Origin of the sequence: Streptomyces sp. AK010 (genome assembly GCF_014207295.1) — a bacterium.
GTDB lineage: Bacteria > Actinomycetota > Actinomycetes > Streptomycetales > Streptomycetaceae > Streptomyces > Streptomyces massasporeus.
The window spans coordinates 177,968-204,072 of the sequence record NZ_JACHCX010000004.1 but is presented as its reverse complement, the minus strand read 5'-3'; the positions used below and the strand labels follow the sequence as shown (position 1 = coordinate 204,072).

25 protein-coding genes and 6 tRNA genes are annotated in these 26,105 nt (G+C 72.0%); 18 read left to right on the top strand and 13 right to left on the bottom strand.

Features of this window, described 5'->3' with window-relative positions:
• The first annotated feature begins 10 nt into the window (after positions 1-10).
• Both HDC93_RS09740 and HDC93_RS09735 read left to right on the top strand, forming a co-directional pair.
• Positions 11-829 carry an RNA methyltransferase gene (locus HDC93_RS09740; protein ID WP_185009210.1) on the top strand — a complete coding sequence of 273 codons (819 nt, stop codon included), beginning with the start codon at positions 11-13 and terminating at the stop codon, positions 827-829.
• Between the two features lie 9 nt (positions 830-838).
• Complete coding sequence (locus tag HDC93_RS09735; protein WP_185009208.1) at positions 839-1,231, top strand: NUDIX domain-containing protein; 393 nt, start codon at positions 839-841, stop codon at positions 1,229-1,231.
• Between the two features lie 253 nt (positions 1,232-1,484).
• Here HDC93_RS09735 and HDC93_RS09730 read toward each other — a convergent pair whose 3' ends face one another.
• Positions 1,485-2,918: a serine/threonine-protein kinase gene (locus tag HDC93_RS09730; RefSeq protein ID WP_185009206.1), complete on the bottom strand. Its 1,434-nt coding sequence runs from the start codon at positions 2,916-2,918 to the stop codon at positions 1,485-1,487.
• Between the two features lie 195 nt (positions 2,919-3,113).
• Here HDC93_RS09730 and HDC93_RS39600 point away from each other — a divergent pair, with 195 nt between their 5' ends.
• The 4 genes from HDC93_RS39600 to HDC93_RS09715 all read left to right on the top strand — a co-directional run bounded on the left by HDC93_RS39600 (position 3,114) and on the right by HDC93_RS09715 (position 5,503).
• Entirely contained in the window at positions 3,114-3,350 is a 237-nt protein-coding gene (locus HDC93_RS39600) for a hypothetical protein (RefSeq protein WP_398984600.1), read from the top strand.
• A gap of 431 nt (positions 3,351-3,781) precedes the next feature.
• Positions 3,782-3,988: a hypothetical protein gene (locus HDC93_RS09725; RefSeq protein WP_030842984.1), complete on the top strand. Its 207-nt coding sequence runs from the start codon at positions 3,782-3,784 to the stop codon at positions 3,986-3,988.
• A 203-nt stretch (positions 3,989-4,191) separates the two neighbouring features.
• Positions 4,192-5,133: an aminoglycoside phosphotransferase family protein gene (locus HDC93_RS09720; protein WP_311774526.1), complete on the top strand. Its 942-nt coding sequence runs from the start codon at positions 4,192-4,194 to the stop codon at positions 5,131-5,133.
• Between the two features lie 79 nt (positions 5,134-5,212).
• Positions 5,213-5,503, top strand: a complete 291-nt coding sequence (locus tag HDC93_RS09715; RefSeq protein WP_185009202.1) for a zf-TFIIB domain-containing protein — start codon at positions 5,213-5,215, stop codon at positions 5,501-5,503.
• Between the two features lie 61 nt (positions 5,504-5,564).
• Here HDC93_RS09715 and HDC93_RS09710 read toward each other — a convergent pair.
• The 5 genes from HDC93_RS09710 to HDC93_RS09690 form a co-directional block, all read right to left on the bottom strand.
• Positions 5,565-5,636: transfer RNA gene (locus HDC93_RS09710), tRNA-Val, on the bottom strand.
• Positions 5,637-5,679: 43 nt separating this feature from the next.
• Positions 5,680-5,751 (bottom strand) — tRNA-Val (locus HDC93_RS09705).
• Between the two features lie 24 nt (positions 5,752-5,775).
• Positions 5,776-5,847, bottom strand: a tRNA-Val gene (locus HDC93_RS09700).
• Position 5,848: 1 nt separating this feature from the next.
• A tRNA-Cys gene (locus HDC93_RS09695) sits at positions 5,849-5,922 on the bottom strand.
• A gap of 37 nt (positions 5,923-5,959) precedes the next feature.
• A tRNA-Gly gene (locus HDC93_RS09690) sits at positions 5,960-6,032 on the bottom strand.
• Between the two features lie 178 nt (positions 6,033-6,210).
• On the opposite strand from HDC93_RS09690, the gene HDC93_RS09685 reads away from it, so the two are divergent.
• From HDC93_RS09685 to HDC93_RS09675, 3 genes are read left to right on the top strand one after another with little or no spacing between them, the layout of a single operon-like run.
• Positions 6,211-7,254, top strand: coding sequence for a chorismate-binding protein (locus HDC93_RS09685; RefSeq protein WP_185009200.1), 1,044 nt, complete (start codon positions 6,211-6,213; stop codon positions 7,252-7,254).
• Positions 7,251-8,072, top strand: a complete 822-nt coding sequence (locus HDC93_RS09680; RefSeq protein ID WP_185009198.1) for an aminotransferase class IV — start codon at positions 7,251-7,253, stop codon at positions 8,070-8,072. The genes HDC93_RS09685 and HDC93_RS09680 overlap by 4 nt, the downstream gene beginning before the upstream one ends.
• A 53-nt stretch (positions 8,073-8,125) precedes the next feature.
• A complete protein-coding gene (locus HDC93_RS09675) occupies positions 8,126-8,950 on the top strand; it encodes a GNAT family N-acetyltransferase (RefSeq protein WP_185009196.1) in 825 nt (274 codons plus the stop codon).
• Positions 8,951-8,975: 25 nt separating this feature from the next.
• On the opposite strand, the gene HDC93_RS09670 is transcribed toward HDC93_RS09675, so the two are convergent.
• The gene (locus HDC93_RS09670) at positions 8,976-9,500 is read right to left on the bottom strand and encodes a DsbA family protein (protein WP_185009194.1); all 525 of its coding nucleotides are present in this window, start codon (positions 9,498-9,500) and stop codon (positions 8,976-8,978) included.
• A gap of 176 nt (positions 9,501-9,676) precedes the next feature.
• Here HDC93_RS09670 and HDC93_RS09665 point away from each other — a divergent pair, with 176 nt between their 5' ends.
• On the top strand, positions 9,677-10,120 hold the full coding sequence (locus tag HDC93_RS09665) for a hypothetical protein (protein WP_185009192.1): 444 nt from the start codon (positions 9,677-9,679) through the stop codon (positions 10,118-10,120).
• Between the two features lie 157 nt (positions 10,121-10,277).
• A complete protein-coding gene (locus HDC93_RS09660) occupies positions 10,278-10,454 on the top strand; it encodes a hypothetical protein (RefSeq protein ID WP_185009190.1) in 177 nt (58 codons plus the stop codon).
• An 83-nt stretch (positions 10,455-10,537) separates the two neighbouring features.
• Here HDC93_RS09660 and HDC93_RS09655 read toward each other — a convergent pair whose 3' ends face one another.
• Positions 10,538-11,098: a CGNR zinc finger domain-containing protein gene (locus HDC93_RS09655; RefSeq protein WP_185009188.1), complete on the bottom strand. Its 561-nt coding sequence runs from the start codon at positions 11,096-11,098 to the stop codon at positions 10,538-10,540.
• A gap of 290 nt (positions 11,099-11,388) precedes the next feature.
• On the bottom strand, positions 11,389-11,802 hold the full coding sequence (locus tag HDC93_RS09650; protein ID WP_004002642.1) for an SsgA family sporulation/cell division regulator: 414 nt from the start codon (positions 11,800-11,802) through the stop codon (positions 11,389-11,391).
• 191 nt (positions 11,803-11,993) lie between these two features.
• Between HDC93_RS09650 and HDC93_RS09645 the strand changes: the two genes are divergently transcribed.
• The 7 genes from HDC93_RS09645 (at position 11,994) to HDC93_RS09615 (ending at position 19,955) form a co-directional block, all read left to right on the top strand.
• On the top strand, positions 11,994-12,452 hold the full coding sequence (locus tag HDC93_RS09645; protein WP_185009186.1) for a TIGR02611 family protein: 459 nt from the start codon (positions 11,994-11,996) through the stop codon (positions 12,450-12,452).
• A gap of 46 nt (positions 12,453-12,498) precedes the next feature.
• Positions 12,499-12,570, top strand: a tRNA-Val gene (locus HDC93_RS09640).
• 709 nt (positions 12,571-13,279) lie between these two features.
• Positions 13,280-14,569, top strand: coding sequence for an ABC transporter substrate-binding protein (locus HDC93_RS09635; protein ID WP_185009184.1), 1,290 nt, complete (start codon positions 13,280-13,282; stop codon positions 14,567-14,569).
• A complete protein-coding gene (locus HDC93_RS09630; protein WP_185009182.1) occupies positions 14,569-15,570 on the top strand; it encodes a carbohydrate ABC transporter permease in 1,002 nt (333 codons plus the stop codon). Before HDC93_RS09635 ends, HDC93_RS09630 begins: the two co-directional genes overlap by 1 nt.
• Complete coding sequence (locus HDC93_RS09625; RefSeq protein WP_185009180.1) at positions 15,567-16,454, top strand: carbohydrate ABC transporter permease; 888 nt, start codon at positions 15,567-15,569, stop codon at positions 16,452-16,454. Before HDC93_RS09630 ends, HDC93_RS09625 begins: the two co-directional genes overlap by 4 nt.
• 6 nt (positions 16,455-16,460) lie before the next feature.
• Positions 16,461-17,090: a hypothetical protein gene (locus HDC93_RS09620; RefSeq protein ID WP_185009178.1), complete on the top strand. Its 630-nt coding sequence runs from the start codon at positions 16,461-16,463 to the stop codon at positions 17,088-17,090.
• Positions 17,091-17,219: 129 nt separating this feature from the next.
• Positions 17,220-19,955: a Tat pathway signal sequence domain protein gene (locus HDC93_RS09615; RefSeq protein WP_185009176.1), complete on the top strand. Its 2,736-nt coding sequence runs from the start codon at positions 17,220-17,222 to the stop codon at positions 19,953-19,955.
• A gap of 54 nt (positions 19,956-20,009) precedes the next feature.
• On the opposite strand, the gene HDC93_RS09610 is transcribed toward HDC93_RS09615, so the two are convergent.
• The 4 genes from HDC93_RS09610 to HDC93_RS09595 all read right to left on the bottom strand — a co-directional run bounded on the left by HDC93_RS09610 (position 20,010) and on the right by HDC93_RS09595 (position 26,081).
• Entirely contained in the window at positions 20,010-20,216 is a 207-nt protein-coding gene (locus HDC93_RS09610) for a hypothetical protein (protein WP_185009174.1), read from the bottom strand.
• Between the two features lie 10 nt (positions 20,217-20,226).
• The gene (locus tag HDC93_RS09605) at positions 20,227-21,609 is read right to left on the bottom strand and encodes a diaminopimelate decarboxylase (RefSeq protein ID WP_260419508.1); all 1,383 of its coding nucleotides are present in this window, start codon (positions 21,607-21,609) and stop codon (positions 20,227-20,229) included.
• Positions 21,610-21,858: 249 nt separating this feature from the next.
• Positions 21,859-23,520, bottom strand: coding sequence for a helix-turn-helix domain-containing protein (locus HDC93_RS09600; RefSeq protein ID WP_185009172.1), 1,662 nt, complete (start codon positions 23,518-23,520; stop codon positions 21,859-21,861).
• A gap of 140 nt (positions 23,521-23,660) precedes the next feature.
• A complete protein-coding gene (locus tag HDC93_RS09595) occupies positions 23,661-26,081 on the bottom strand; it encodes an SCO7613 C-terminal domain-containing membrane protein (protein ID WP_185009170.1) in 2,421 nt (806 codons plus the stop codon).
• Between the last annotated feature and the right edge of the window lie 24 nt (positions 26,082-26,105).

Genomic DNA, 26,105 nt, shown 5'->3' with positions numbered 1-26,105 from the left:
GTATCACCCTGTGGCCGATCTCATCACCGTCGAGGATCCCGACGACCCGCGTCTGCGCGACTACACCGGCCTGACCGACGTGGAGCTGCGCCGCAAGCGCGAACCCGCCGAGGGCCTGTTCATCGCCGAAGGCGAGAAGGTCATCAGAAGGGCCAAGGAAGCCGGCTACGAGATGCGGTCCATGCTGCTCTCGGCCAAGTGGGTCGACGTCATGCGCGACGTCATCGACGAACTCCCCGCCCCGGTCTACGCCGTCAGCCCGGAGCTCGCCGAGCAGGTCACCGGCTACCACGTGCACCGCGGCGCCCTCGCATCCATGCAGCGCAAGCCCCTGCCCACGGCCGCCGACCTGCTGCGCAGCGCCCGCCGCGTCGTCGTCATGGAGTCGGTCAACGACCACACCAACATCGGCGCGATCTTCCGCTCGGCCGCCGCCCTCGGCATGGACGCGGTCCTGCTCTCCCCGGACTGCGCCGACCCCCTCTACCGCCGCAGCGTGAAGGTCTCCATGGGCGCGGTCTTCTCCGTCCCGTACGCCCGACTGGACACCTGGCCCAAGGGCCTGGAGTCGGTGCGCGAGGCGGGCTTCACCCTGCTCGCCCTCACCCCCGACGAGAAGGCCCGGCCCCTCGACGAGGCCGCCCCGCACACCATGGACCGCGTGGCCCTGATGCTCGGCGCCGAGGGCGACGGCCTGTCCACCCAGGCCCTGGTCGCCGCCGACGAGTGGGTCCGCATCCCCATGTCCCACGGCGTCGACTCCCTCAACGTGGGCGCGGCGGCGGCCGTGGCCTTCTACGCCGTGGCCACCGGCCGGCCCCCGGTCTGAGGACGTCACGTGGAGCAGCGCGAGGCCGTCGTCGCCGTCCTTCTGCGCGGCGATCGCCTCCTCGCCGTCCGGCGCGGCCCGGCCGTCGTCCGCCCCGGTTTCTGGCAGCCGCTCAGCGGCAAGGTCGAACCGGGCGAGACCCAGGAGCAGGCGGTCGTCCGGGAGGTGCGCGAGGAGGTCGGCCTCATCGCCGTACCGGAGGCGAAGGTCTGGGAGTCGGAGACCGACGACCACCGCTTCCGCCTCCACTGGTGGACCGCCCGCGCCGACACGGGCGTGGTGGTCCCCGACCCCCGCGAGGTCGCCGAGACGCGCTGGGTCACCCCGCGGGAGTTCCTGGCGCTGGACCCGGTCTTCGACGGAGACCGGGAGTTCGTCGAGCGGGTCCTGCCGGGGCTTTGACCCCGCGCCGGGAGTTCGTCGAGCGGGTCCTGCCGGGGCTCTGACGCCGCGCCGGGAGTTTGTCGAACGGGTCCAGCCTGAGCTCTGACGCCGCGCCGGGAGTTCGTCGAGCGGGTCCTGCCGGGGCTTTGACCCCGCGCCGGGAGTTCGTCGAGCGGGTCCTGCCGGGGCTTTGACCCCGCGCCGGGAGTTTGTCGAGCGGGTCCTGCCGGGGCTCTGACGCCGCGCCGGACGGCGGACCGTCGCCCTCCGGCTAGAAGTCCCGAGGGTGAACGTCCGGCTGGACGCGCTCCTGCCGTACCCCGCTCCCGTCGCCGCCGAGTCCCCGCGCCGGGCCCTGGCAGCCCTGCACCAGGGCGATGCCGACCGCCACCAGCAGCGTCACCACGACGAACACGAACAGCCGCTGCCGCAGCAACCGCGGATTGGCGGGCCGCAGTTTCGTCCCCGTGTTCCTCGACGGGCGCCCGGCGCCGCTGTGCGGGGCGGGGCGGCTGCCGCTGCCCGACCGCGTGCCGTTGCGCCCGGTGGGCGTCGGCCGCGACCCGGACCGCGACGGGGTGCCGCCCCGCGAGGTGCCCGCCCCGCGCACCGGAGTCCTGCTGCGGTTCCCGCCCCCGGTCGCCCGGGCTCCGCCGCGCCCACCGGTCCCGCTCTGCGAAGCCGGACCGTCCGGCGACGGATGGCCGTCCCGGGACGGGGTGGAACCCCGCGGCGGGGGAGTGCCCCGGCCCCGCTGCGCCCCGGAGACCCCGCCGCCCTGCTGTCCCTGCGAACGCCGGGTGCGCTCGGGGTAGGTGTCGACGGGCCGGTCGCTCTCGGCGCCGCGTGGCGCGGGCGGCCGGACGCCGGAGAGGTCCTGCGACTCCCGGGCCGCGATCTCCTTGAGCCGCAGCGACAGTTGGAGCGTGCTGGGCCGCTCCTCGGGGTCCTTCGCCAGACACGCACGGACCAGCGGGGCCAGCGCGTCGGGCACGCCGTGCAGCTGCGGCTCCTCGTGCACCACGCGGTACAGCATCACCTCGGAACTGCCGTGCCCGAAGGGCGAGTCGCCCATCGAGGAGTACGCGAGGGTGGCACCGAGCGAGAACACGTCCGTGGCCGGGGTGACGGCTGCCCCGCGCACCTGCTCCGGTGCGAGGAAGCCGGGCGAGCCGACCGCCGTGCCGACATGGGTGAGCGTCGAGGCGCCGGTGGCCCAGGCGATGCCGAAGTCGATGATCCGCGGTCCCTTCGGGGACAGCAGGATGTTGGACGGCTTCAGGTCCCGGTGCACCACCCCGGCCTCGTGCACCGCGACCAGGCCCTCCGACAGGGCGGCACCCACGGCGGCGACATCGGCCGCGCCGAGCGGTCCCTCGGCCGCGACCTTGTCGTGCAGGGACGGGCCGGGCACGTACTGGGTGGCGAACCAGGGCCGGTCCGCGTCGAGGTCGGCGGCCACCAGCCGGGCCGTGCAGCCGCCGCGGATCCGCCGGGCCGCCGAGACCTCACGGGCGAACCGGGAGCGGAACTCCTGATCCTCCGCCAGGTCGGGACGGATGACCTTGAGCGCGACCCGCTGCCCCTTCTTGTCGGAGCCCAGGTAGACCACGCCCATCCCGCCTGCGCCGAGCCGTCTGTGAAGCCTGAACGAGCCGACGACGCGCGGGTCCTCGCGCCTCAGGCGCATCATCGCCATGTTCATCCCCGCTGCCCGGTCCTGTGACGAGCCACAGCTTACGTTTCCACGGCCGCCCGCGCGCAGAGGCCGCGCCCTCTCGGCGTGATGGATTGTCAGTGGTGGGTGGGAGACTTGAAAGGTGGTCAGGGAGGGCGCGAGGAGGCGGACTTCGCGCTGCTGGTGATCCCAACCACCCGTCACAGAAGGGGGATTGGTCCTGTGAAGGGTGATCGCGTGGAGACAGTCGTGGATGCGGGGAACACGACGCGCACCTATGAGGTGGTGGCGAGCAGGGCGGGCCGCAGGGTGGCGACGGCGGTACGCCTAGGTGTCGTGGAAGTGAGCGAAGTCACCCGGTGGGGCCCCATGCCGTTTAGGGGTCCTTTCACTATGAGCGTCCGATCAGGGCGCGTGGTCTGGTGCCGTGCGTCGCAAGGCGCCGGGAAGCCCTCGTAGCGGAGCTACTAGGGCTTTTCGGCAACGCGGCGAGGTGCGGTGCCAGGCCGCGCGACCCGGACGGGCATAGTGAAAGGACCCCTTAGGCAGTGGGGGAGGGGCGGTCGTGCGTACCGCCCGCTTCATGGCGAATCGGGTGCTGGCTCTGGTGGAACAGCCGGTTCCGCGAGAGGAGAGCTCGGACAAAGAGGGATGATCCGGTCGTCCCGTCGGGGAAGACCCCGAGACCCGCGTCCTCGTCTCCACCCAGGGGAGTACATCGCAGGTGGCGGCTCATCCTCCGGGAGGCCCGGGAATCGGTACGAGGGCATGACGCCGGGGGAGGGCCGGACGCCTAGATTTGAGGTCAAGCGGCGGGTGGCAGCACTCGTCCCCCGAGGTCAGACGCCCGCCGCTGCCAACGACAACCGATAACGGTCAGAAGAGGGACCATGGCCCAGACGGCTCCGCGGACGCTGCTCCGCGAAGAGGGACGCAAGGTGTACGCCGCCGCGTTCCGCCGCCGCCAGGGCCGTCGCCACCCGGTGGTGGCGACGCTGATGGCCCTTCCCCTGGCGGTCCTGCTCCTCCTCGTCTTCGACGGGTGGGAGACAGTGGCCACACAGGCGTCGTCCGTGGGAGAGATGCTGGGGCGCTGAGCGGCGACCCCCAGGCCCGGAAGAGCGGTCCGGGCGGGGACATCACACCCATGAAACCCCGTGGGGACGGGGGTGCGGCGGACGGCAAAAAATGCCGGCGCAGCTGGGGAGCTGCGCCGGCATTGCTTTTGCCCCGCAAGCGCCGAGCACCAGGAACGAACCGTTCCCTACGGCCGGGTCCCGTCGGCACGTACTCTCAGCCGGTGACCTCCGCCGCCGTTCCACTCCTGGCCGACCTCACCGCCCAGGCCCGCGCCACCGCCCACGCACGCTCGTCGGCCTGCCCCTGCGGCGCGGCCACGCTCGCCGACCGCCCCGACGGCTTGGTGGTGCGGCACGCGGACACCGTCGCGAAGGCCCACGCCCCGGGCACCGACCCGGCCGAACTGGCCGGCCGCCTCACCCTCGCCACCCACCACCCCGACATCCTCCTGCCGCCGCTGGACCGGGCCCCGGCCGACCTGCAGGGCCGCCCCACGACGTTCTGGCCGTACGGCACCCCCGTGGACCCCGACGACCCGGACGCCGCCCCCTGGGAAGCAGCCGCCACCCTCCTCGCCCGCCTCCACCGCACCCCGGCCCCGGTGGACCTGCCCGCCATGCGCGGCCCCCGCAAGGCGGCCCAGGCCATCGGCCGACTCCGCGAGGCCGGTCCGCACCCGGCGGCCGCCCCTGTCCTGCGCGCCTGGGCCACCCTCCCGCCCTGGGCCCGCGCCGAGGCCCCGATGCCCACCACCGGCACCCTCTGCCACGGCGACCTCCACCTGGGGCAGCTCATCCGTCACCCCGCCCCCGACGGCCCCTGGCTCCTCATAGACGTGGACGACCTCGGCGTCGGCATCCCCGCCTGGGACCTCGCCCGCCCCGCCGCCTGGTACGCCTGCGGCCTGCTCCCGCCCGACGAGTGGACCCGGTTCCTCACCGCCTACCGGGAGGCCGGCGGCCCCGCCGTCCCCGTCGAGGGCGACCCCTGGCCCGCCCTCGACGTCCCCGCCCGGGCCCTCACCGCCCAGACCGCGGCCCGGGCCGTCACCAAGGCGCTCGCGGCCGGCCGCCCGCTGGACGAGGTGGAGCAGTCGGTCGTGGACGCCTGTGACCGAATGGCTACCGTCCCGCCGCAGTTGGCGCAGGACCACGCGAAGTAGGGTGCAACCGACTGCAGCGGGACGGAGTCTGTCCTGGCGAGATGTGAAGCAGGACCGACCGGCGAGGAGTTGAACGACCATGCAGTGTCCGAAGTGCCGTGCGCCGATGCACACGTACAACCGCAACGGTGTCCAGATCGAGCAGTGCAGCGGCTGCCGCGGGATCTTCCTCGACTACGGCGAGCTGGAGTCGCTGACCCGGCTGGAATCCCAGTGGTCCCAGACCGCCCCGCCGCCCCCGCCCGCCCCGCAGGCCTACCCGGCCCCACCGGCCCCCGCCTGGGGCGCCCCGCACGGTGGCCACGGGCACCACGGCCATCACGGTCACCACCGCAACAAGAGCTTCGGCCACATGCTGTTCTCGTCGTGACGTGAAGACGTGACACCACAGGAGCCCCCGGCCGCGAACGGCTGGGGGCTCCTGTGTGATGTGGACGATACTGGGATTGAACCAGTGACCTCTTCCGTGTCAGGGAAGCGCTCTCCCGCTGAGCTAATCGTCCTCGGGACCATGAGCACCGAGTGCATCGGATCATGGGCACTGCGTGCGCGATACTGGGATTGAACCAGTGACCTCTTCCGTGTCAGGGAAGCGCTCTCCCGCTGAGCTAATCGCGCGGGTCGGGATCTTGAAAGATCCAGTGGACGATACTGGGATTGAACCAGTGACCTCTTCCGTGTCAGGGAAGCGCTCTCCCGCTGAGCTAATCGTCCTTGGAGGTGGAGACGGGATTTGAACCCGTGTAGACGGCTTTGCAGGCCGTTGCCTCGCCTCTCGGCCACTCCACCAGGAGTGTAGGGGGCCGGGAAGCCCCCTCTTCCTTCGAGCGGACGACGAGGTTCGAACTCGCGACCTCAACCTTGGCAAGGTTGCGCTCTACCAACTGAGCTACGTCCGCCTGTCGTTTCGGACCCCTCTCGCGGCCCGGCGACGTGTTGAACTCTAGCGGATTCCGGGGCCAGCACAAAAACGCGTTTGTGCAGCGTGCTGCGCTTCCCCTGCTCAGCGAGGTCACAGGGCCGCCCGACGGGACATCCCCCGGCCACCCGCAGGACACCCGCCCTAGACTCGACGACGTGCTCGACCTCCCTCCTCTCGCCCGCTTCGGTGACCGTGTCGCCACCGGGCTCCTCGACGTCACCGACGATCCCGAAGCCCTGGAGTCCAGCGGCTTCTGGGCCGTCTGCGCCGACTTCGAGGGCCGTCTGACCTGCGCCCGCTTCGCGGAGGTCCGGACGACGGACGTGCCCGTCCCCGTGCCCGGCGCATGGCGCGGGCCCGCTGCCGGTGACTGGACGTCCTCGCTCGACCGCGCCGCGTACACGGCCGGGGTGCGGCGGATCCGCGAGCACATCGCGGCGGGCGAGGTCTACCAGGCGAACCTGTGCCGGGTGCTGTCCGCGCCCGTCCCGCCCGGCGCCGACGTGGACGCACTCACCGCGCTGCTGGCCCGCGGCAACCCGGCACCGTACGCAGGAACGATCCGCCTGCCCGGGCACGGTGTGGAGATCGCCACCGCGTCCCCCGAGCTGTTCCTGCGGCGCGACGGCCGGACCGTGGAGTCCGGCCCGATCAAGGGCACCGGCCGCACCGAGGCGGACCTGCTGGAGAAGGACTACGCCGAGAACGTGATGATCGTGGACCTCGTCCGCAACGACATCGGGCGGGTGTGCGCCACGGGCAGTGTCACGGTGCCCGACCTGTGTGCCGTCGAGAAGCACCCCGGCCTGGTCCACCTCGTGTCGACGGTCCGCGGCGAGCTGGGGGAGGGGGCCGGCTGGGCCGAGCTGCTCGGCGCGGCCTTCCCGCCCGGCTCGGTCACGGGCGCGCCCAAGTCCAGCGCGCTGCGGATCATCGACGCGCTGGAGACGGCGCCCAGGGGGCCGTACTGCGGCGGCATCGGCTGGGTCGACGCCGACCGGGAGGTCGGAGAGCTGGCCGTCGGCATCCGTACCTTCTGGATCGACCGGGCCGACGGCGTGCTGCGCTTCGGCACCGGCGCCGGCATCACCTGGGGCTCCGACCCCGAGGGGGAGTGGCGGGAGACCGAGCTGAAGGCGTCCCGGCTGCTCGCGATAGCGTCGGGAGTGTATGAGGTGAGTGGAGAGGACCTGACGTGAAGATCTGGCTCGACGGCGGTCTGCAGGACACCGAGTCCGCCCGCGTCTCCGTCTTCGACCACGGGCTGACCGTGGGCGACGGCATCTTCGAGACGGTGAAGGCCGTGGACGGCCGGCTGTTCGCGCTCACCCGGCACCTCGACCGGCTGACCCGGTCCGCGCGCGGCCTCGGCCTGCCGGACCCGGACCACGACGAGGTGCGCCGCGCCTGCGCCGCCGTCCTCGACGCCGACCCCGTGCCGCTCGGCCGCCTCCGCATCACCTACACCGCAGGCCACGGCCCCCTCGGTTCCGACCGCGGCGAGCACGGCCCGACCCTGGTCGTCGCCCTCGCCGAGACCACCCGCCGCCCCGACTCCACCGCCGTGATCACGGTGCCCTGGACCCGCAACGAGCGCGGCGCGCTCACCGGCCTGAAGACCACCTCGTACGCCGAGAACGTCGTCGCCCTCGCCCGAGCTCGTGAACAGGGCGCGTCCGAGGCCCTGTTCGGCAACACGGTGGGGCAGCTGTGCGAGGGCACCGGGTCGAACGTCTTCGTCGTCCTCGGCGGCGAGATCCACACGCCGCCGCTCGCCTCGGGCTGCCTCGCGGGCATCACCCGCGCGCTGACGGTCGAATGGACCGGCGCCAGGGAGACCGACCTGCCGCTGGACGTCCTGGAGCGGGCCGACGAGATCTTCCTGACGTCCACCCTGCGGGACGTACAGGCCGTGCACCGCGTCGACGGCCGTGAGCTGCCCGGCGCGCCGGGCCCGGTGACCGCCAAGGCCATGCGGATCTTCGGCGAGCGGGCCGGGAACGACCTCGACCCCTGAAAGGCCCGGACATCCGGCTGACCAGGGCCGTGGTTGCGGGTAGAACACCCCTGATGACCACGACCCTGCGGCCGATCGAGCCGCTTCAGCAGAATGCCGACGGGACGCGCTCGCGCCGCTTCCAGGTGTGTGTGAACAGCCGTCCCGTGGGGGCGATACACCTCGGCACGCACCCCGTCTTCGGCACCGGGGTGGCCCGGATCACGAAGCTGCACATCGACGAACCGGACCGCAGGCGGGGCCGGGGCACGGTCGCCGCACTCGCCGCGGAGGAGGTGGTGCGCGGCTGGGGGTGCCGCCGCGTCGAGGCGACGGTCCCCGCGGCATCCGAGGGTGGACTCCGGCTCGCCACGGCGCTCGGCTACGTCGTCCGCAACCGCGGCATGGAGAAGCGGCTCGGCGACACCCCGCCCGACCTGCCGGAGGGCAGTCGCGCCCGGCCCATGACCGAGGCGGAGTTCGGGCCCTGGCTGGAGAAAGGCATGGAGGACTACGCGCGCAGCTGGATCGAACGGGGCGTCCCGGAGGCCGAGGCCCGGGCCAAGTCGGAGCGCGACCACGCCACCCTGCTGCCCGAGGGCCTCACCACCCCCGGCATGCTCATCAGCGTCGTCGAGCACCTGGGAACACCGGTGGGCACCCTGTGGCTGGCGGTGCGCGAGAGCAGCGCGTTCGTCTTCGACGTCGAAGCCGACGCCGCCCACCGGGGGAAGGGCCACGGCCGCACGCTGATGCTGCTCGCCGAGGCCCAGACGATCGCCGAGGGCAGGCGGACCCTCGGCCTCAACGTCTTCGCCGGCAACGCCCCGGCCGAACGGCTCTACGCCTCCCTCGGCTACGAGACCGAGCAGTACGCCATGTACAAGCCGCTGCTGTAGATGCCCGGGAGCCGGGCGAGGGCGGTCAGTGCTCCTGCCCGGCCAGCAGCCGGTCCGCGATCTCCTCGACGCGCTCGCACAGACCCTCCTGGCTCTTGCCGCCGTCGAGCCGCTCACCGCCGATGACGTATGTCGGGGTGCCGGTCACGCCGATCGCCTTGCCCTCGGCCTGGTCGGCGTCCACGATCAGGATGTGCCGGCCGTCGACCAGCGCGGTGTCGAACTCCTCGGCGTCCAGGTCCAGTTCGCGGGCCACCTCGACCAGGAAGGGTTCCCCCTTACGGGACAGCTCCTCCACCCGCCCCAGCAGGGCTTCCGCGTACGGCCATCCGCGGCCCTGCGCCCACGCCTCCTCCGCGGCCTGGGCGGCGGCGAAGGCGTGCTTGTTCTTCTCCAGCGGGAAGTGCCGCAGCCGCAGCTCCAGACGGTCGCCGTAGCGGGCGCGCAGGGCATGGAGATCGTCCAGCGCGGTGCGGCAGTCCGGGCACTGGAGGTCGCACCAGACCTCGAGGACGGGGGCGGTGGAACGGTCGGAGGAGGAGTCGCTCATGCCGACAGTCTCCCAGCAGTGCGGACCGGGGGCGCAGCCCGCACCGGCACCTGCGGAGGAGGTGACCCGGAGATGTCCCTGATGTCGGGCCGTGGCATGGCCCCCCGGGGTACGGCGGGTGCAGGATGGAAGGGACGAAGTGCCCCGACCCGACCCCGCCACGCCTGGAGGACCGGATGATTGCCGAGACCGTATGCTCCGCCGTGTCCGCGGCAGGCCTGGGCATTGCGATCGTCACGGCGTACCGCAAGCGCTACCTCGCGGCGGTGCGTGTCGCGGCCTACTCCCTCGTTCCGATCGGCCTGGTGATGACGGGAGTCGTCGAGTGGCTGGCCGACACCGCGTTCAGCCCGACGGCCTGGGCCGGCTTCGGGGTGCTCGGCCTCGCCTGGGTGCTCTTCATGACCACACGGGCCGTGGAGCGCCGCCGCGGCGGCGGCACCCGCAAGGAGCGCCGGGCCGCGGCCCGCGAGGCCGGCCGGTCCGATGCGGTGGCCCCCGCCGCCGCGGCGCCCTCCCTGGGCCAGGGCACCCGCCCGGCGACCCGGCCCGCGCCGGCGTCCCGCGGCGACGACGACTTCAGCGACATCGAGGCCATCCTCAAGAAGCACGGCATATGACGAGGCACACCGCCCGGGGCTGAATCGTCACAGTGCGTCCGCGGGCGCGCGGAAGTGATCACAACCCGACCCGGACCTCACGGAATCGTCCCACTCCCGCACGGAACGAGGGCGCTGATCGCGTCAGGCGGGGCGACTGCGTCATCATCGCCGCGAGATGCTCGACACGACGAAACAGAGCGACCCCGCACCGCCGCAGGACGAGCCACGTCCCCGGCGGGACGAGCCGCGTGGTTGCCTCTTCGCCCTATCCCAGCCACCGTTGATGATCTTCCTGGCGGTGATCGGGAGCCTGCTGCTCATGGCCTCGTTGCACGATCTGCTGTTGCTGTGAGCCGTACCCGCGGTACCCGGCGCCATCCGCCGGGGCCGCGTCGGCATCGACGTCCTGTGGGACGCCGCGACCCGGCGACGGCGTCAGCCCGCCGCCTCCTTGCGGCGCGCCCGGTACGCGGCCACGTGCAGCCGGTTTCCGCAGGTGCGGCTGTCGCAGTAGCGCCGTGAGCGGTTGCGGGACAGGTCGACGAAGGCGCGCCGGCAGTCGGGCGCCTCGCAGCGCCGCAGCCGCTCCTGCTCGCCCGCGACCACGAAGAACGCCAGCGCCATGCCGCAGTCGGCGGCCAGATGGTCGGCGACGGAGGCGCCGGGCGCGAAGTAGTGCACATGCCAGTCGTAGCCGTCGTGGTCCGTGAGCCGGGGCGTGGTGCCGGCGGCCGCGACCAGTTCGTTGATCTGGCCGGCCGCGGCCCGGGCGTCCGGGGCGGCGAAGACGGCGGCGAAGCGCTCGCGGATCTTGCGCACCGCGGAGAGGTCGAACTCCGAGAGCACCCCGACATCGCTGATCTCGTGGTTCCGCACGAAGTCCATGAGGGTCGCCACGTCCGGCAGCCCGTCCGACGCCGTGTCGTCCTCCGGTGCGGTGTTCACCAGATCGACCACGGTGTCGAGGGCGCACCGGGTGTCGTGGGTGATCAGCACGATTTGCTCCCTGGCCTGAGGATCGGGCGGGCGCCCGCCGATGCTGGCCGATGGTAACGGCTCCACCACCGCCGGACCGCCCTCATGCCCGCACATGGCTTCGAATACAACGCCGCCGGGCCCGCCAGGGTTCCCGCGCCGCGGCAGCGGGGGAGGGGCTCAGGACGCGAACCGGCGCCGTACCGCGTTGAGCCGCGGTAACGGCGCCGGTGTCATCCCATGTGCGGTTGTCCGGGCCCGAGCCGTCTCCCCGAGTCGACGGCGCCGGGCGGCTTTGTGGGGGCCTCGCCCTAGCTTTCCGCCAGGATGTGCGAGAGCTCCTGGTCGAGGTCGAAGTGCCGGTGTTCCGTGCCGGGCGGCACGGCGGCGTCGGTCCGCTTCAGGAAGGACTCCAGGGCCCGCGCCGGGGCCTCGAGCAGGGCCTCGCCCTCCGGCGAGCTCAGGGCGATGCACACGACGCCCTGACCGTGACTGCGCGACGGCCAGACGCGGACGTCGCCGGTGCCCGTAGGACGGTGAAGCCCCTCGGCGAGGAGGTCGCGGGCGAACACCCACTCGACGGTTTCCTCGGCTCCGGTGTGGAAGGTGGCGTGCACGGCGTAGGGGTCGGCCGTGTCGTACCGCAGGCCTGCGGGGACAGGCAGGGAGGACTCGCTCGACACAACGAGGCGCAGGTGCAGCTCGCAGCTGACCGTGGTGTTCATAAGCGCCAGGGCCTTTCGCTCAGTGTGCGCTCGGGGATTCGCACGTCGGCGAAATCGACATGCCACCTACGGTGCCGTTGTAAACCCCTCTGAGTGTTTTGCGTGCCTTTACGTAACTCTTCCGGCCGAGAGATCGTTCGCGTCGCGCGTCCATTCCGGTGACTGGTTTCGCTCGGGTAGTGTTTCCCCGTATGAATACGGGGAGTAACGAGCCGGGCGAGGTGGCCGTGGCGTCGGACGAGACGGGGACGGGCGAGGTGCACGGCGAGCAGGACCGCGGGCTCGGCTCGCGGGCGCCGGAATTCATCAAGGCCCGTCGGGCGCTGCACGTGAGCTGGCAGGTCGGCGTTTTCATCATCGGGCTCGCGGTGGTCGTGGCCGGCATCATCATGCTGCCCCTTCCCGGGCCGGGCTGGGTCGTGATCTTCGGCGGCATGGCGATCTGGGCGACGGAGTTCGTCTGGGCCCAGCTGGTGCTCCGCTGGACCAAGCGGAAGGTCACCGAGGCGGCCCAGCGTGCCCTCGATCCCGCGGTGCGGCGCCGCAACATCATCCTGACGTCGATCGGGCTGGTGATCGTGGGCGTGCTGGTCGGCTTCTACCTGTGGAAGTTCGGCATCACGATGCCGTGGAAGATCGAGGACCAGTGAGCGTCACAGGTACCCCCTGACATGGGGTAATGTTCTTCCTGCGTCCGGGCGATTAGCTCAGTGGGAGAGCGCTTCGTTCACACCGAAGAGGTCACTGGTTCGAACCCAGTATCGCCCACCCGGACCAGTGGCCCACCTGCGATTGCGCAGGTGGGCCACCGTCGTTGTGCGTGCCAGGACACCGCGCGCCGGGCTCCGTCCAGGCCGGGGCTTGGAGGTGTCCGTCGTTGGTCTTCCGCCGGGCGCTCGCGCCCGTCCCGGTAACGCACAGTTCCGGCCGACGAGGGCTGCCGCGCCCCCTGTCGAGCGGACCGTGCCGGGAGCCTGCGGGAGGGGCCGCATCGGACCGGCAGGTGGCGGGACCGTGCGGGGGAGCCGGGCGTCAAGGGGTGCCCCGTGGGCCGATCAGGCGGAGGCCGGGATCCGCCGGCCGGGCCGGCCGGGACCCTGGGAACGCCGCCCCTGCTCCGGGACCCGTTCGCGCCGCCGCCCCACCCGCGACGCCCCCGCTCCGACGCCACCTGGCTGAAACGAACCCCCGCCCCCGCAGCCCCTCCCGCCACCTCCACCGTCGACTTCCGGTCGCGCCCGGAATCGGCCCGGCTCGCCCCTCCTCGTCCGGCGCCTCGCCCACCCGGCCGCCACCAGCGACATCGCCGGACCCCGCCCCGGGACCCACCTCCCCGGCCCGCTGCGTCACCCACCGCTTCGGTAAGAAAATCTTGTCCGAATCATTGACGCACTCTCAGCCCCTCCGTAGCTTGTGCCAGCAAGCGCTTACTTGAAACGATTCATGCGAGCGGGACGACGTGCGGGGAGGTCCAACCGTGGTGAACGGCAGGAATGTTGAGAGACGTACGATCCTGAAGGCGGCCGGAGCCACGGCAGCCACGCTGGGGCTGGCCGCGACGACCGGGTGCGGCGGTGACGGAGGGACCGCCGCGGACGGGACGGTGACGATCCGTTATGCGTGGTGGGGTGCGGAGGACCGCGCCGAGAGAATCAACAAGACGATCGAGCTCTTCCACAAGAAGTACCCGAAGATCAAGGTGAAAACGGACTTCCAGCCTTATCTCGACTTCTGGAAGAAGTTCAACACCCAGGCCTCCGGCGGGAATCCGCCGGACGTGTTCCAGAATGCGATCGGCTTCCTCCGGAAATACGACGCGAAGAACGTCCTGCTCGATCTCAGCGAGCAGGCCGAGGCCGGCAGCCTCCGGATGGAGGGATTCCGCGCGGGCCTCGAGAAGTTCGGCGAGATCGACGGCAAGCTCCTCGGCGTCCCGGTCGGTTCCAACTCGATGGCGCTCGTCATCGACAAGCCCGTCTACACGCGCGCCGGCGTCAAGCCGGAGCAGGGCTGGACGTGGGACGACTTCGACGCGGCGATGAAGAAGATCCGCGACAAGACGGGCCGTGCCGGTGACAGCGGCATGTACGGCACGATGTACCTCTACGACCTCTACCTGCGCCAGAACGGCAAGGCGTTCTTCACCGAGGACGGACTCGGCTTCACCGAGGCGGACCTGACGGACTGGTGGACGAAGGCCAGGAAGGGCGTCGAGGACGGTCTCTTCTCCGACCCCAAGAAGGTCGCCCAGATCAAGCCCAAGTCGGCGCTCGCCGCGGAGCTCTCCGGCGGCGAGTTCACCTGGGACAACTTCACCGTCCGCTACACCTCCGAGGGCAAGAGCGAGTACGGCCTGGCCCCGATCCCGACGACGGACGGCAAGAAGACCGGCCAGTACCTCGGCTCCCTCATGCTGAGCGCCTCCAAGCGCACCCAGCACCCCAAGGAAGTCGCGCAGTTCATCGACTTCATGGTGCACGACCCCGAGGTCGCCAAGATCATGGGCTACGACCGGGGTGTGCCCGCGACGCAGGCCCAGTTCGACGCGTACAAGCCGACCGACCCGGTCAACCAGGCGATCGCCGCCTACGAGCAGTCCCTCGTCACGTCCGGCGTCCTCGAGCCCATCACCCCGCACCCGAACGGCGCGGACATCTGCGAGTCGGCGTTCCTGCGCATCGCCGAGGAGATGGGCCTGGGCAAGAGGTCCGTGGCGGAAGCCGTCAAGCAGTTCTTCACCGAGTCGAAGACGGCTCTCGGCACCTGATGGGAACCACCGTGACACACGCCCCTGCGATGGAGGGCCTGTCCCAGGACTCCGAGCCGCGGCACGGTCCGGTGCAGCCCGAGCGCCCCGCCGCCCTCAAGCGGCGACGGCGCCGGGAGAACCTGGCCGGCTATCTCTTCATGTCCCCGTGGATCGCCGGGTTCCTGCTGCTCACGGCGGGCCCGATGATCGCCTCGCTCTACTTCGCCTTCACCGACTACAACCTGTTCGACGCGCCCAAGTGGATCGGTCTCGACAACTTCTCCGAGATGTTCGGCGATCCGCGCTGGCGCCACTCGGTGCAGGTGACGCTCTGGTACGTCGCCGTCGGTACGCCGCTCAAGCTGATCGCCGCCCTCGGCGTGGCACTGCTGCTCGCCCAGAGCCGGCGCGGGCAGGCCTTCTACCGGGCCGCCTTCTACGCTCCCTCGCTCATCGGCGCGAGCGTCTCCGTTGCGATCGTCTGGAAGGCGATCTTCTCGGACGACGCGATCGTCGACCGTACGCAGAAGATCCTCGGTATCGACGTCGGCGGCTGGACCGGCGACCCGGACATGATCATCTACAGCCTGGTGGCGCTCACCGTCTGGCAGTTCGGCGCCCCCATGGTCATCTTCCTGGCCGGTCTCAAGCAGGTCCCGCGCGAGCTGTACGAGGCGGCCGAGGTCGACGGGGCGGGCAAGCTGCGGCGCTTTTGGAACATCACGCTGCCGATGATCTCCCCGGTCCTCTTCTTCAACGTCCTGCTGGAGACGATCCACTCGTTCCAGATCTTCAGCTCGGCGTACATCGTCGGCGGCGGTGCCGGAGGCAATGCCTGCGGTCCGGCCGACGGCTCGATGGTCTACACCTGCTACCTCTACGTCCAGGGCTTCGAGAACAGCCGCATGGGTCTGGCCTCCGCGATGGCCTGGCTCCTGCTGATCGCGGTCGCCCTGGTGACGGCGGTGCTGTTCTGGTCCCAGAAGCGCTGGGTGCACTACGAGGAGGGCGCCCGATGAGCGCGCAGGCCACCACCGACAGCACGTCGCCCGGCCCCGGGGCGCTGCGGCACAAGCTGCCCGGCTCCCTCGCCTGGCACATCGGGTCCCTGCTGATCCTCGCGGTGATCCTCTACCCGGTGATCTGGGTCGTCGGCGGGTCCTTCAAGAAGAGCGAGGACATCGTCGGCAGCCTGGACCTCTTCCCGGGCGACCCGGTCATCGCCAACTACACGAGCCTCACCGACGGCATCGCCGACATCTCCATCTCCACGTTCTTCTTCAACTCGCTCTTCCTCGCGGTCGGTTCCGTCATCGGCATCCTGGTGTCCTGCTCGCTGACGGCCTATGCCTTCGCCAGGATCAGGTTCGCCGGGCGCAATCTGCTCTTCGCGCTGATGATCGGCACGCTCCTGCTGCCGTACCACGTGCTGCTGATCCCGCAGTACGTGCTGTTCCGCAACATGGAGCTGATCAACACCTACACGCCGCTGCTGCTCGGGAAGTACCTGGCCACCGAGGCGTTCTTCGTCTTCCTGATGGTGCAGTTCATGCGCAACATGCCCAAGGAACTGGACGAGGCGGCCCGGCTCGACGGCTGCGGGCACTTCCGGATCTACTGGTCCATTGTGCTGCCGCTGAGCCGGCCGGCCCTGATCACCAGCGCGATCTTCACCTTCATCAACTCCTGGAACGACTTCATGGGCCCGCTGATCTACCTCAACGAGCCCGACAAGTACACGGTCTCGCTGGGTCTGAAGATGTTCGTCGACCAGGAGGGACTGGCCAACTACGGCGGCATGATCGCCATGTCACTGGTCGCGCTGCTGCCGGTGCTCGCCTTCTTCCTGGCCTTCCAGCGCTATCTGATCGACGGCATGGCCACATCGGGTTTGAAGGGCTGAGGCGGCATGGCCGGGACACGGGTGAAGGTACGGGGCGAGTCGGTGCTCGCCCATGGGGCGTCCCCTGCTCGAGCGGAGTCGAGAGCGTGGGGAAGGTTCGCGGTGTTCGCCGAGTGTCTGCTGACCGGTGTGTGGATCGCGGTGGCCTCGCTGGGAGTCGTCACCTACCCCGCCGCGTTCGCCGCCGGGGCACGGCATCTGCGGCGCAGTACCGCCCATGAGGGCGGTGGCCGGCGGGAGTTCGTCGCCGACTTCCGCACCGCCCTGCGCGGCGGGTGGCTCGCCGGGGTCGCCGGGTGGGCGGCGGTGGCAGCGGTCTGGGTGGATGTGCAGGCGGCCCGGGCGGGGATACCCGGTGGGCCGCTCGTCGGGGCCGTCGGCGTGGTCGCGCTCATCGGGCTCGTCGTGGCAGGGCTGCGTGCGGCGGCGGTCTGGGAGCCGGGCGCACGCTGGCGGACGCTCCTCGCGCACGCCGGGCGCCGCACGGTGCTCGACCCGGCCGGGTCCTTCCTGATCGTCGGCGGGCTGGCCGTGGTGGCCGTGTCCGCCTGGTTCGCCGCACCGCTGGCGCTCCCCGTCCTCGGGGCCGTGGCGGCGGCGGCCGTCGCCGTGGAGGAGCGGTACCGGCACCGCTGAACGGCGGTCCCCCCCCTGTTCCGGGTCGGCGCTCCGGCGCCGCACCTCTCTCTGTCATGCCCCTGACCAGCGTATGGATTCGCTTTCCGCACGGACCTTCCCGCACGGACAAGGAAAGGCAGCATCGCCATGTCTCCCATCCCCCGCAGGTCCCTCCTCAAGGCGGCCGCCGTCACCGGAGCCGCCGCCCAGGTCAGCTGGGCGCTGGGCGCGCAGGACGCCCAGGCCGCGCCCGGAGCCGGGGCGGCCGACGCCGACCCGGTGACCCTGGACTGGCTGGAGGACGGCGGCCTCGGCGCCGCACCCGGCTCCACCGTCGGTGTGCCCTGGCCCAAGGGCGCGTACCAGAAGGACCAGACCTTCGCGCTCACGGACGCAGGCGGCAAGGCCGTGCCCGTGCAGTCCTGGCCGATCGCCTACTGGCCCGACGGCTCCCTCAAGTGGACCGCCCACGCGGTCGCCTCGGGCGACGGCAAGCTCACCCTCGCCGCCGGGACGCCCGCCGCCCCGGAGAAGAAGGTCACCGTGCAGAAGCGCGGCGGTGCCATCGACATCTCGACCGGCGTCATCACCGCGAGGATCGGCACGTCCGGCTCCACGCTCGTCAAGTCCGTCACCCGGGGCTCCACGGAGATCGCGAAGAACGGCCGGCTCGTGCTGATCCGCCAGCCCGAGATCGAGGACGAGGACCAGGGCGCGGTCAGGACCGAGCGCTTCGACGGCGCGATCTCCAAGGTCGAGGTCGAGCAGGCGGGCCCGGTCCGCGCGGTCGTCCGCATCGACGGCAAGCACCGCAAGGGCGGCCGCAGTTGGCTGCCCTTCTCGATCAGGCTCTACTTCTACGCGGGCGCCCACTCCTTCCGCATGGTGCACACCATCACCTACGACGGCAGACAGGAGCCGGGCAAGGCCGGTGGCGACTTCATCCGCGGCCTCGGCGTCCGTTTCACCGTGCCCCTGCGGGACGAGTCGTACGACCGTCACATCCGCATCGGCGGCGACGGCGCCGGGCTGCTGCGCGAGGCCGTCAAGGGCATCACCGGACTGCGCCGGGACCCCGGAGCGGCCGTGCAGGCGGCCCAGTTCGAGGGCAGGAAGCTGCCCGACCCCGCCACCTGGGACCAGCGGGTGACGACCCGGCTGCAGTACATCCCCGAGTGGGGCGACTACACCCTCTCGCAGCTGTCCGCCGACGGCTTCACGCTGCGCAAGCGCACCAAGAAGGGGCACGGCTGGGTCGCCGCGGGCGGTGGCCGGCGCGCCTCCGGCTTCGGGTACGTCGGCGGGGCGAGCGGTGGGTTCTCCTTCGGACTGCGCGACTTCTGGGAGAAGTTCCCCGCCCAGCTCGACATCCGGGACGCCCACACCGACGAGGCCGAGGTGACCCTCTGGCTCTGGTCGCCCGAGGCACAGCCGATGGACATGCGCTTCTACCACGACGGCATGGGCCAGGACACCTTCCCGGAGCAGCTCGAAGGCCTCAACATCACCTACGAGGACTACGAGCCGGAGTTCGGCACCCCGTACGGCATCGCCCGCACCTCCGAACTCCTCTTCTGGGCCAACGAGACGACCCCGAGCCCCGACCGGTTCGCCGAGCAGGTCGAGGCCGTCCGCGTGCTGCCGCAGCTGGCCGCTCCGCCCAGGCAGCTCATCAAGGCCAAGGTCTTCGGCCCGGGCCTGTACTCCGAGCCCGACCGCTCCACCCCGGCGAAGGCGAAGATCGAGGATCACCTCGACTTCCTCTTCACCTACTACAAGGACCAGGTGGAGCAGCGCCGCTGGTACGGCTTCTGGGACTACGGCGACATCATGCACACCTACGACACGTTCCGGCACCAGTGGCGGTACGACATCGGCGGCTACGCCTGGGACAACTCCGAGCTGTCGCCGGACCTGTGGCTCTGGTTCGCCTATCTGCGCTCCGGCCGCTCCGACATCTTCCGCTTCGCCGAGGCGATGACCCGGCACACCGGCGAGGTCGACGTCTACCACCTGGGCACATGGGCGGGCCTCGGCACCCGCCACGGTGTGCAGCACTTCGCCGACAGCGCCAAGCAGCAGCGCATCGCCAACACCACCTACCGGCGCTACTACTACTTCCTCACGGCGGACGAACGCGTCGGCGACCTCATGCACGCCAACGTCGACTCCGACGAGACGTTCCTCGCCCTCGACCCGCTCCGCAAGATCCGCACCGAGCCGTACACCCCGGACCGGCACGCCCTGTCGATCGGCTTCGGCACGGACTGGAGCGGCCTGGTGTCGGCCTGGCTGACGGAGTGGGAGCGCAAGGGCCCCAAGTGGGAGAAGGCCAGGGCCCGCGTGCTGTCCACGATGGAGACCATCGCCGCCCAGCCCAACGGCTTCGTCCAGGGCAGCGGCCTGTACGACCTCGACACCGGCAAGTTCGCCGTCGCCGGGGCGCCCAAGGTGGAGGTCTCGCACCTGTCGGCCGTCTTCGGCCTCAACGAGCTGTGCGCCGAGCTCATCGACCTGGTCGACATGCCGAAGTTCAACGAGGCGTACTTCGACTACTGCCGCTACTTCAACGCCACCAAGGCCGAACAGGCGGCACGCTACGGCTCCAACTTCGGCAACCTGCTGCTCTTCCAGGGCCACTCGCGCCTCGACGCGTACGCGGCCGTCAAGACCGGCGACGAGAAGCTCGCCAAGCGGGCCTGGGAGAAGTTCTACAACTCCGACGGCTACAAGGAGTCCGCGCCCTGGAAGACGGAGAAGCTGAGCGGGCCGGTGGCGCTCGTGGCGGGCAGCGAGGCCACCTGGGTGTCCACGAACGACACCGCGCTGTACGGCCTCGCCGCCATCGAGAACCTGGCGCTGCTCGGCGGCAGGTTGCCGTAGCGGGAAGCCGAACGGGCGGTTCCCGTGGCGACGCCTCGGCGGGAACCGCTCGTCCTAGTCGATGATCTGGTTGAAGAACAGGACGGCCGGGGCCACGACCCCGCCGCCGACGCTCACCGCGACCGGCCACATGCTGCCGGCCAGCGCCGCCAGAACCGTGGCACCGACGCCGACCAGGGCTGCCAGCAGGAAGACGATCGCGGTGCGCTGGCTGAGGAGCGGTCCGTCCCCGCCGGGCCGCCGGCGGTTGGCCTGTGCCACCCCGGTGCCCCTATCCGACGCCGTGAACGGGTTCGTACTCCCGGTGTCGGCCGGGGAGGTTGCCGGCCGCCCGGCCCGGGCCGGCGTCGTGCCCGTCCGGGCCCGGCACGTCCCATGGGTCCTGCGCGGGACGCAGGAGTTCGAAGCGGACACCGCCGCCGTCACCACTCGTCCTGACCCCGTACACGGCGGGTTCGGGCAGGCTGTTGTAGTGGAAGGGGGTCGAGAAGTAGTAGGCGCCGGTGTCCGGGACGGTGATGAGGTCGCCCGGTTCCAGGAGCGGCAGCGCACGGTCACGCGCGAGCAGGTCCCCGGCGAAGCAGGCGGGTCCCGCGATGTCCTGGCGGACCTGCCCGCCCCGCTTGGCCCTGCCGTTCCCGTCGTGCGCCTCGATCCGCAGCGGCCAGGCGTCGGGGGTGAAGACCGTCCGGGTGGCCACCTGCACACCGGCGTGGGTGACCGCGATCGGCCGGCCGCCCATGCTCTTGGTGTACTCGACGTACGCGGCGGTGAACCCGTTCTTGGCGAGGACGGACCGCCCGAACTCGGTGACGATCTCGTACCCGCCGGAGAACAGGGCGGGAGCCTGGGCGCGCACCTGCCGGACGTACATCTCGAAGGTCGGAGTGGTCTCGTCGTCGGCGAAGTTGACGGGCAGTCCGCCGCCGATGTCGATGCCGACGACCTGGCGCCGCCCGAGCGAGGCGTTGACCTCCTCGGCGAACGCCACGGCCTGCCCGACCCCGCCGGCCATGAGGTCGAGCGGGCAGCCCTGCGAACCGGCGTGCGTGTGCACCCAGGTCAGCCACGGGTGATCGTGGTAGGCGCGCAGCAGCCGCTGCCGGCTCCCCGGGTCCGCCAGGGGGACGCCGAACTTCGAGGTGCTCGTCGCCGTGCTCATCGCGGCGATGCTGCCGCCACCGAGCTGGGAGTTGACGCGCACCCCGATCCGCGAGACCGGGAGGCGGCCGCCCAGCACCCCATCGATCCTCTCCAGTTCCTGGTAGTTGTCCGCGTTGACGGCCACACCCAGGTCGAGGGCGTGCCGCAGCTCGGCCTCCGTCTTGGCGGGGGAGTCGAAGACGATCCGGTCCGGCGCGAATCCCGCTGCCAGCGCGCGGGCCAGCTCACCCGCGGTGGCCACCTCGCACCCCATGCCGAGCCGCCGCAGCTCCGCCAGCACCGGCACCAGGCAGTTCGCCTTGGCGGCGAACGCGTGCAGCACACGCGGTGCGGAGGGGAAGGCGCGGTGCAGACGGGCGACGGTCGCGGCGACGCCGTCGAAGTCGACGAAGGCGGCCAGCTGGGACCGCCCGGCGTCCAGCAGTCCCTGCCGTACCGCTTCCTGGAGGATCCGTGTCCGCCGCTCGGCGGCGGGGGTCAGTCCGGTCATGGTGAGCCTTCCGGTGTCGTGGGCGAGGCGCCCGGGGCCGCCCCGGGTGGAACACCAGGCTGAGGCCCGCACCGGGACGGCGTCTTCGTCGAGTCGTCAAAGACCCACGCCTCACATACGGCAGTCGGGAGCAACAACTCCTCGTCCTGACCGAGGCGTTGGGCGATACGACAAAAGGGAGGCCCTGCGATGGTGGCCCCGGCCGAACGGTGGCCGGCCCGCCCCCGCTCGTCTCTCGGTGCCGGACGCTCAGGGGCGTGCGCGGTCGGCCTCTCCGCCCAAGCGCAGCTGCACCTGGGCGAGCAGCCGGGCATCGGGGCTCTCCAGGTCCAGCCCCGACACCTGCCTGATCCGGCGCAGCCGGTAGCGCAGACTGTTGGCGTGCACGCCCAGCGCACGCGAGGCGGCGGACACGTCACCGAAGTGGTCGAGGTAGGCGCGCAGGGTCTCCACCAGGCAACTGCCGCCGTGATCGGCGTCGAACTCCCTCAGCCGGGCCACCGAGGTCCGCGGTGGCAGTGTCACCGCGCGCAGCGCCTCGACGACCTGGAGGATGCCCACGGTGTCCGCGACGTCCTCGCTCCGCGCGACGGCGTGCGGTCCGTCGGCCGCGAGGAGCGCCTGGAGGGCCCGCTCGGCCGACCGGCGTGATGCGGGCGCCCCCGCCAGGCCGGGGGCCACGTCGCCGAGCCCGGCCTTCACCGACGAGCCGGTCGTCGCCGACAGCTGATCGGCCAGTGCGCTCCCCAGCCGCCTCACCTGGCCGTCGGCCCGCCGGGCGTCGCGCTCCAGCCCACTGACCAGCACCCAGGCCCCGCCGCCCGCCGGGACCACCACGACGCGGTGGCCCAGGGCCGCGCAGTGCAGGGTCAGCAGGCCGTACAGCCCCGACGGACCGTCGTCCGCGGGGTGGCCTGAGCCGATGCCCACCGCCAGGACGGCACAGGGTTCCCGGGGCGGCAGCGAGGCCCGCTCCGCGAGTACCTCGACGGACCCACGGTCCTCCAGCAGCGCCCGGGCCGCATCCTCCACCAGCCGGCCGTCCGAGCTGTGGGTGCGGTGGTGGAGCAGGTGGGCGGCGGCGGTCCGGGCCGCCGCGCGCAACGTCTCCGCGGCGTTCGGCGCCAGCGGGCGGCCGGCCACCGCCGCCACCCAGATGGACCCGAGCGCCTCTCCGCCCGCCCGCACGGCGCCCACCAGACGCTCCGGGTCCTGCCCGTGGGCGGGCCGGTGCAGCACATCGCCCGCACCCCACAGCGCCTGGAAGAACCCCGCCTCCCGCATGGCCGTTACCCGCCAGGGCGGCACCCGGCGGCCGAGGATGGTCAGCCGGCGCATCTCGTCCACGTTCTCCTCGGTGGACGAGTACGCCAGCACCCGGGACTCCGTGTCCTCGATCGTCACCGAGCCTCCCACCAGGGCGGCCACCGCATCGGCGAGTGAGTCCAGATCGCCCAGGGGCACGCCGCTGGTGGCGGGCATCGGGGGAGCACCCGCCGCGGCCAGCCCGGCCCTCAGGACCCCCACGAGCTGTGCCCAGGTGCACCAGGCGGTGCGGAAGAGCACCGCGGTGCCGCTCTCCTCGGCGGCCGACTGTAACGCCTTCGCGGTGGGCTCAGGCCGTCCCGGGCCGAACACCACACCCGCCGCACCGGACTCACCGGCCCGGCGCACGACGTCGACCGCATGCGCCGAGCCAGGGTCGACGCCGACCGCGAGCAGTAACTCCCGCGGTCTCATGACCGGTTCCAGGGCGTCCAGCACATGCACACCGGTGACCTGTGTCCGCAGCCCCTCCGGGGCCGTGTGCAACTCCACGGCTCCCGCCCCCACCACCGAGAGCAGGCGCTCCAGTGTCCCTTCGTCCCCGGCGCCCGCGCCCCGGCCTGACGATTCCCCCAGGTCCGACATGATGCCCCCGCCTCCGCCCGAGCGTGCCGCTGTCGCGGCGGCCGATCGGAGAACATATGACATCACGGGACTTGTCCGCAGTCGAGACGGCCTCGACACACCCGGGGCCTGTCGTTCGGATCACGCCGCAGACGCGGGGGCTAGTTCATCCTCCCCAGGACCTCCCGCACCCGCCGGACGTCCCGGATTCGCTGCTCGTAGGTCGCCCCGAGGGCGAGCAGCAGGAGTCCGGCGAGGGCGGGAGGCGCCCAGCGGGGGAGCGCCCCCGTCACCTGCACGACGTACGGGGCGAGTTCGTGCAGCGTGACCAGGGCCAGCACCGAGCCGCCGAGCACCAGCGGCGCCCCGAGGTGGTGCCGGGCACCCAGCAGGGTGACCAGCAGCGCCGCGACGCCCAGCAGCAGCGGGCGCGTCCAGTGCGGATCGGCCCAGGCCGCGACGAGGCTCGGCAGGAGGGTGGCGGCGAGTCCGGGGCCGTACGCCGTCCAGGAGGAGGCCTGCGGGTCACGGCGTCGGCGCAGCGCTCCGACGAGCAGCGCGGGGACGGTCACCGGGAGCGTGTACGCCTCGGGCGTGCCGACGTCCCAGGCGGCCAGGCGCACCCACGCGGCCAGGACGAACAGGGCCGTGGCCGCGTAGCCGACGGCACGCCGCTCGGCACGCAGGGCCGTGCCCGCGGCGATCACCCCGCACAGGGCCAGCACCAGCGCGAGCATCGGCGGGTCGGTGACGGCGAGCGCCACAGCGAACAGACCGACGGCGGCACCCGTGGCCTCGACGGGCACCGTCGCCCGGGATGCGCCCAGACGCGGCGCCAGCAGGGCGGCGGCAGCGGGAACCAGCAGAACCAGCAGGGCGGTCCGGGCCGCGGGCCAGTCCGCGGCGGCGCCGGACGCCGAGGCCAGCGCGGCGGCGTGGACGAGAGCGGCCGGAGCCGCGAAGGGCGCGACAGCCGCCCGCCACGAGGCCGCGGCGAACAGCACCGTCAGCCCGGACAGCACGACGAGGGTCGCGGACCGGGACGCGAGGGAGACCAGGGTCAGGCCGCCGGCCGTGACCAGGGCCAGAACGAGAGCCGTCACCCGCGCGGCCGACGCCGTGACCCGGCACGCGTACAGCGCCGCAGCCGTCATGACGCCCAGGACCAGCAGGCCCGCGGCGTACGGGATTTCCAGGACAGCCGGGAGTATCAGCACCGTGGCCCACAGCAGGCCGACAGCACCGAGCCGGGCCTGCGGACGCCACATCTGCGCACGGACCGCCAGGGCGAGCACCGCCGCCACACCCACCAGCACGACCGGAGCCGCGACCGCGTCCGGCGGCCAGGGCGCCTCGACGACCGCCGCCGCACGGGCGTCCGGCGGCGCGCCGCTCCACACCCGGCCCAGCCATCCGGCCGGGCCCAGCAGCACCACGGCGACGACGGGCAGCGTCCACAGCACCGCCAGCGCCTGCACGGCACCGGAGGCCCAGGCGGAGCCCGTCCGCATCGCGTCCGGCAGCCGTCCGGCCCGCACCGCCGCCAACAGGGCCACACCGACGGCCAGATGAGCCGGAACCACCCACTCCGACGGCAGCCCGGAACGCGCCACCCCACCGAGCGCGGCCACGACGAGCAGACCGGCCGTGATCGCGAGGCCGAGAGTGTGCCCGACGCCCGGGCCCCGCCAGGCCGCACCCAGGGCGATCGCCGCCGCGAGCAGGAGCAGCGCCCCGGCACGGGAGGCGTCACCCGGACCGCCGGCCGTCAAGGACAGCCAGCCGGCACCGAGAACACCCCAGCCGCCCATGCCGTAGGCACCGACGACGGCGGTGATCCGCACCGCCCCGCCCGCCAACCGCGCCACCGCGACCGCGTCGAGCCCGGCCGTCACCAGCAGTGCGGCCGTGATCGTGTACGGACTCGCGTCGGCGGCCAGGGCCGACAACAGCAGCGGGAACTGGGCCGCGGCCAGGGCGGAAGGCAGGGGCAGGCGCAGCGCGGACGTGACCGGCAGCAGGCCGTACGCCGACCACGTCGCCGCCAGCACCGCCGACGCGGCGGCCGCGTACCCGGTCCCGTCCGTCGCGGAGAGGGCCGCCGCGTACAGCGCGTAGGCGTCCAGGACGGTCAGGGCGAGCCCGAGGCCCGCCACGGACTCGGCCGTCGACCGCAGCCCCCGCTTCAGCAGGGCCACGGGCGCGGCGAGCGTGGCCAGCGTGACCGCGCCGAGCACCATGGCCCGCCCGGCGATCCCCATCTGCCCCCAGCTGACCAGTGTGAACACCGCCGCCGCGAGCGTGAGCAGGACACCGCCGAGGACCAGCAGCACGTTCTGCACGCTCGGCGCCGCCGTCTCGGGACGCGGCGGTGCGGCGGCCGGGGGCTGCGCCGAGGCCCAAGGCCGCGGTGGCTGCCGCGTCTGCTGCAGTGCCGCGATCAGCCAGGCGCGGCGGGTCAGCAACTGGGAACGCCGGGCGTCCAGTTGCCGGAGTTCGGCGTCGAGGAGCCGCAGTTCCTCGGCCGGGGGCGGAAGGTGGGTCATGGCTCGCAGTGTGGTCCGCGTCACCCGGCACGGCATGAGTGCGGGTACTCAGGCGCGTAC

Coding starts and splice junctions, on each gene's coding strand:
- HDC93_RS09645 (WP_185009186.1), top strand. CDS start 11,994: ATGAATACGGGGAGTAACGAGCCGGGCGAGGTGGCCGTGGCGTCGGAC.
- HDC93_RS09665 (WP_185009192.1), top strand. CDS start 9,677: ATGATTGCCGAGACCGTATGCTCCGCCGTGTCCGCGGCAGGCCTGGGC.
- HDC93_RS09650 (WP_004002642.1), bottom strand. CDS start 11,802: ATGAACACCACGGTCAGCTGCGAGCTGCACCTGCGCCTCGTTGTGTCG.
- HDC93_RS09670 (WP_185009194.1), bottom strand. CDS start 9,500: ATGAGCGACTCCTCCTCCGACCGTTCCACCGCCCCCGTCCTCGAGGTC.
- HDC93_RS09630 (WP_185009182.1), top strand. CDS start 14,569: ATGGGAACCACCGTGACACACGCCCCTGCGATGGAGGGCCTGTCCCAG.
- HDC93_RS09675 (WP_185009196.1), top strand. CDS start 8,126: ATGACCACGACCCTGCGGCCGATCGAGCCGCTTCAGCAGAATGCCGAC.
- HDC93_RS09725 (WP_030842984.1), top strand. CDS start 3,782: ATGGCCCAGACGGCTCCGCGGACGCTGCTCCGCGAAGAGGGACGCAAG.
- HDC93_RS09605 (WP_260419508.1), bottom strand. CDS start 21,609: ATGACCGGACTGACCCCCGCCGCCGAGCGGCGGACACGGATCCTCCAG.
- HDC93_RS09730 (WP_185009206.1), bottom strand. CDS start 2,918: ATGAACATGGCGATGATGCGCCTGAGGCGCGAGGACCCGCGCGTCGTC.
- HDC93_RS09600 (WP_185009172.1), bottom strand. CDS start 23,520: ATGTCGGACCTGGGGGAATCGTCAGGCCGGGGCGCGGGCGCCGGGGAC.
- HDC93_RS09715 (WP_185009202.1), top strand. CDS start 5,213: ATGCAGTGTCCGAAGTGCCGTGCGCCGATGCACACGTACAACCGCAAC.
- HDC93_RS09660 (WP_185009190.1), top strand. CDS start 10,278: ATGCTCGACACGACGAAACAGAGCGACCCCGCACCGCCGCAGGACGAG.
- HDC93_RS09615 (WP_185009176.1), top strand. CDS start 17,220: ATGTCTCCCATCCCCCGCAGGTCCCTCCTCAAGGCGGCCGCCGTCACC.
- HDC93_RS09625 (WP_185009180.1), top strand. CDS start 15,567: ATGAGCGCGCAGGCCACCACCGACAGCACGTCGCCCGGCCCCGGGGCG.
- HDC93_RS09595 (WP_185009170.1), bottom strand. CDS start 26,081: ATGCCGTGCCGGGTGACGCGGACCACACTGCGAGCCATGACCCACCTT.
- HDC93_RS09620 (WP_185009178.1), top strand. CDS start 16,461: ATGGCCGGGACACGGGTGAAGGTACGGGGCGAGTCGGTGCTCGCCCAT.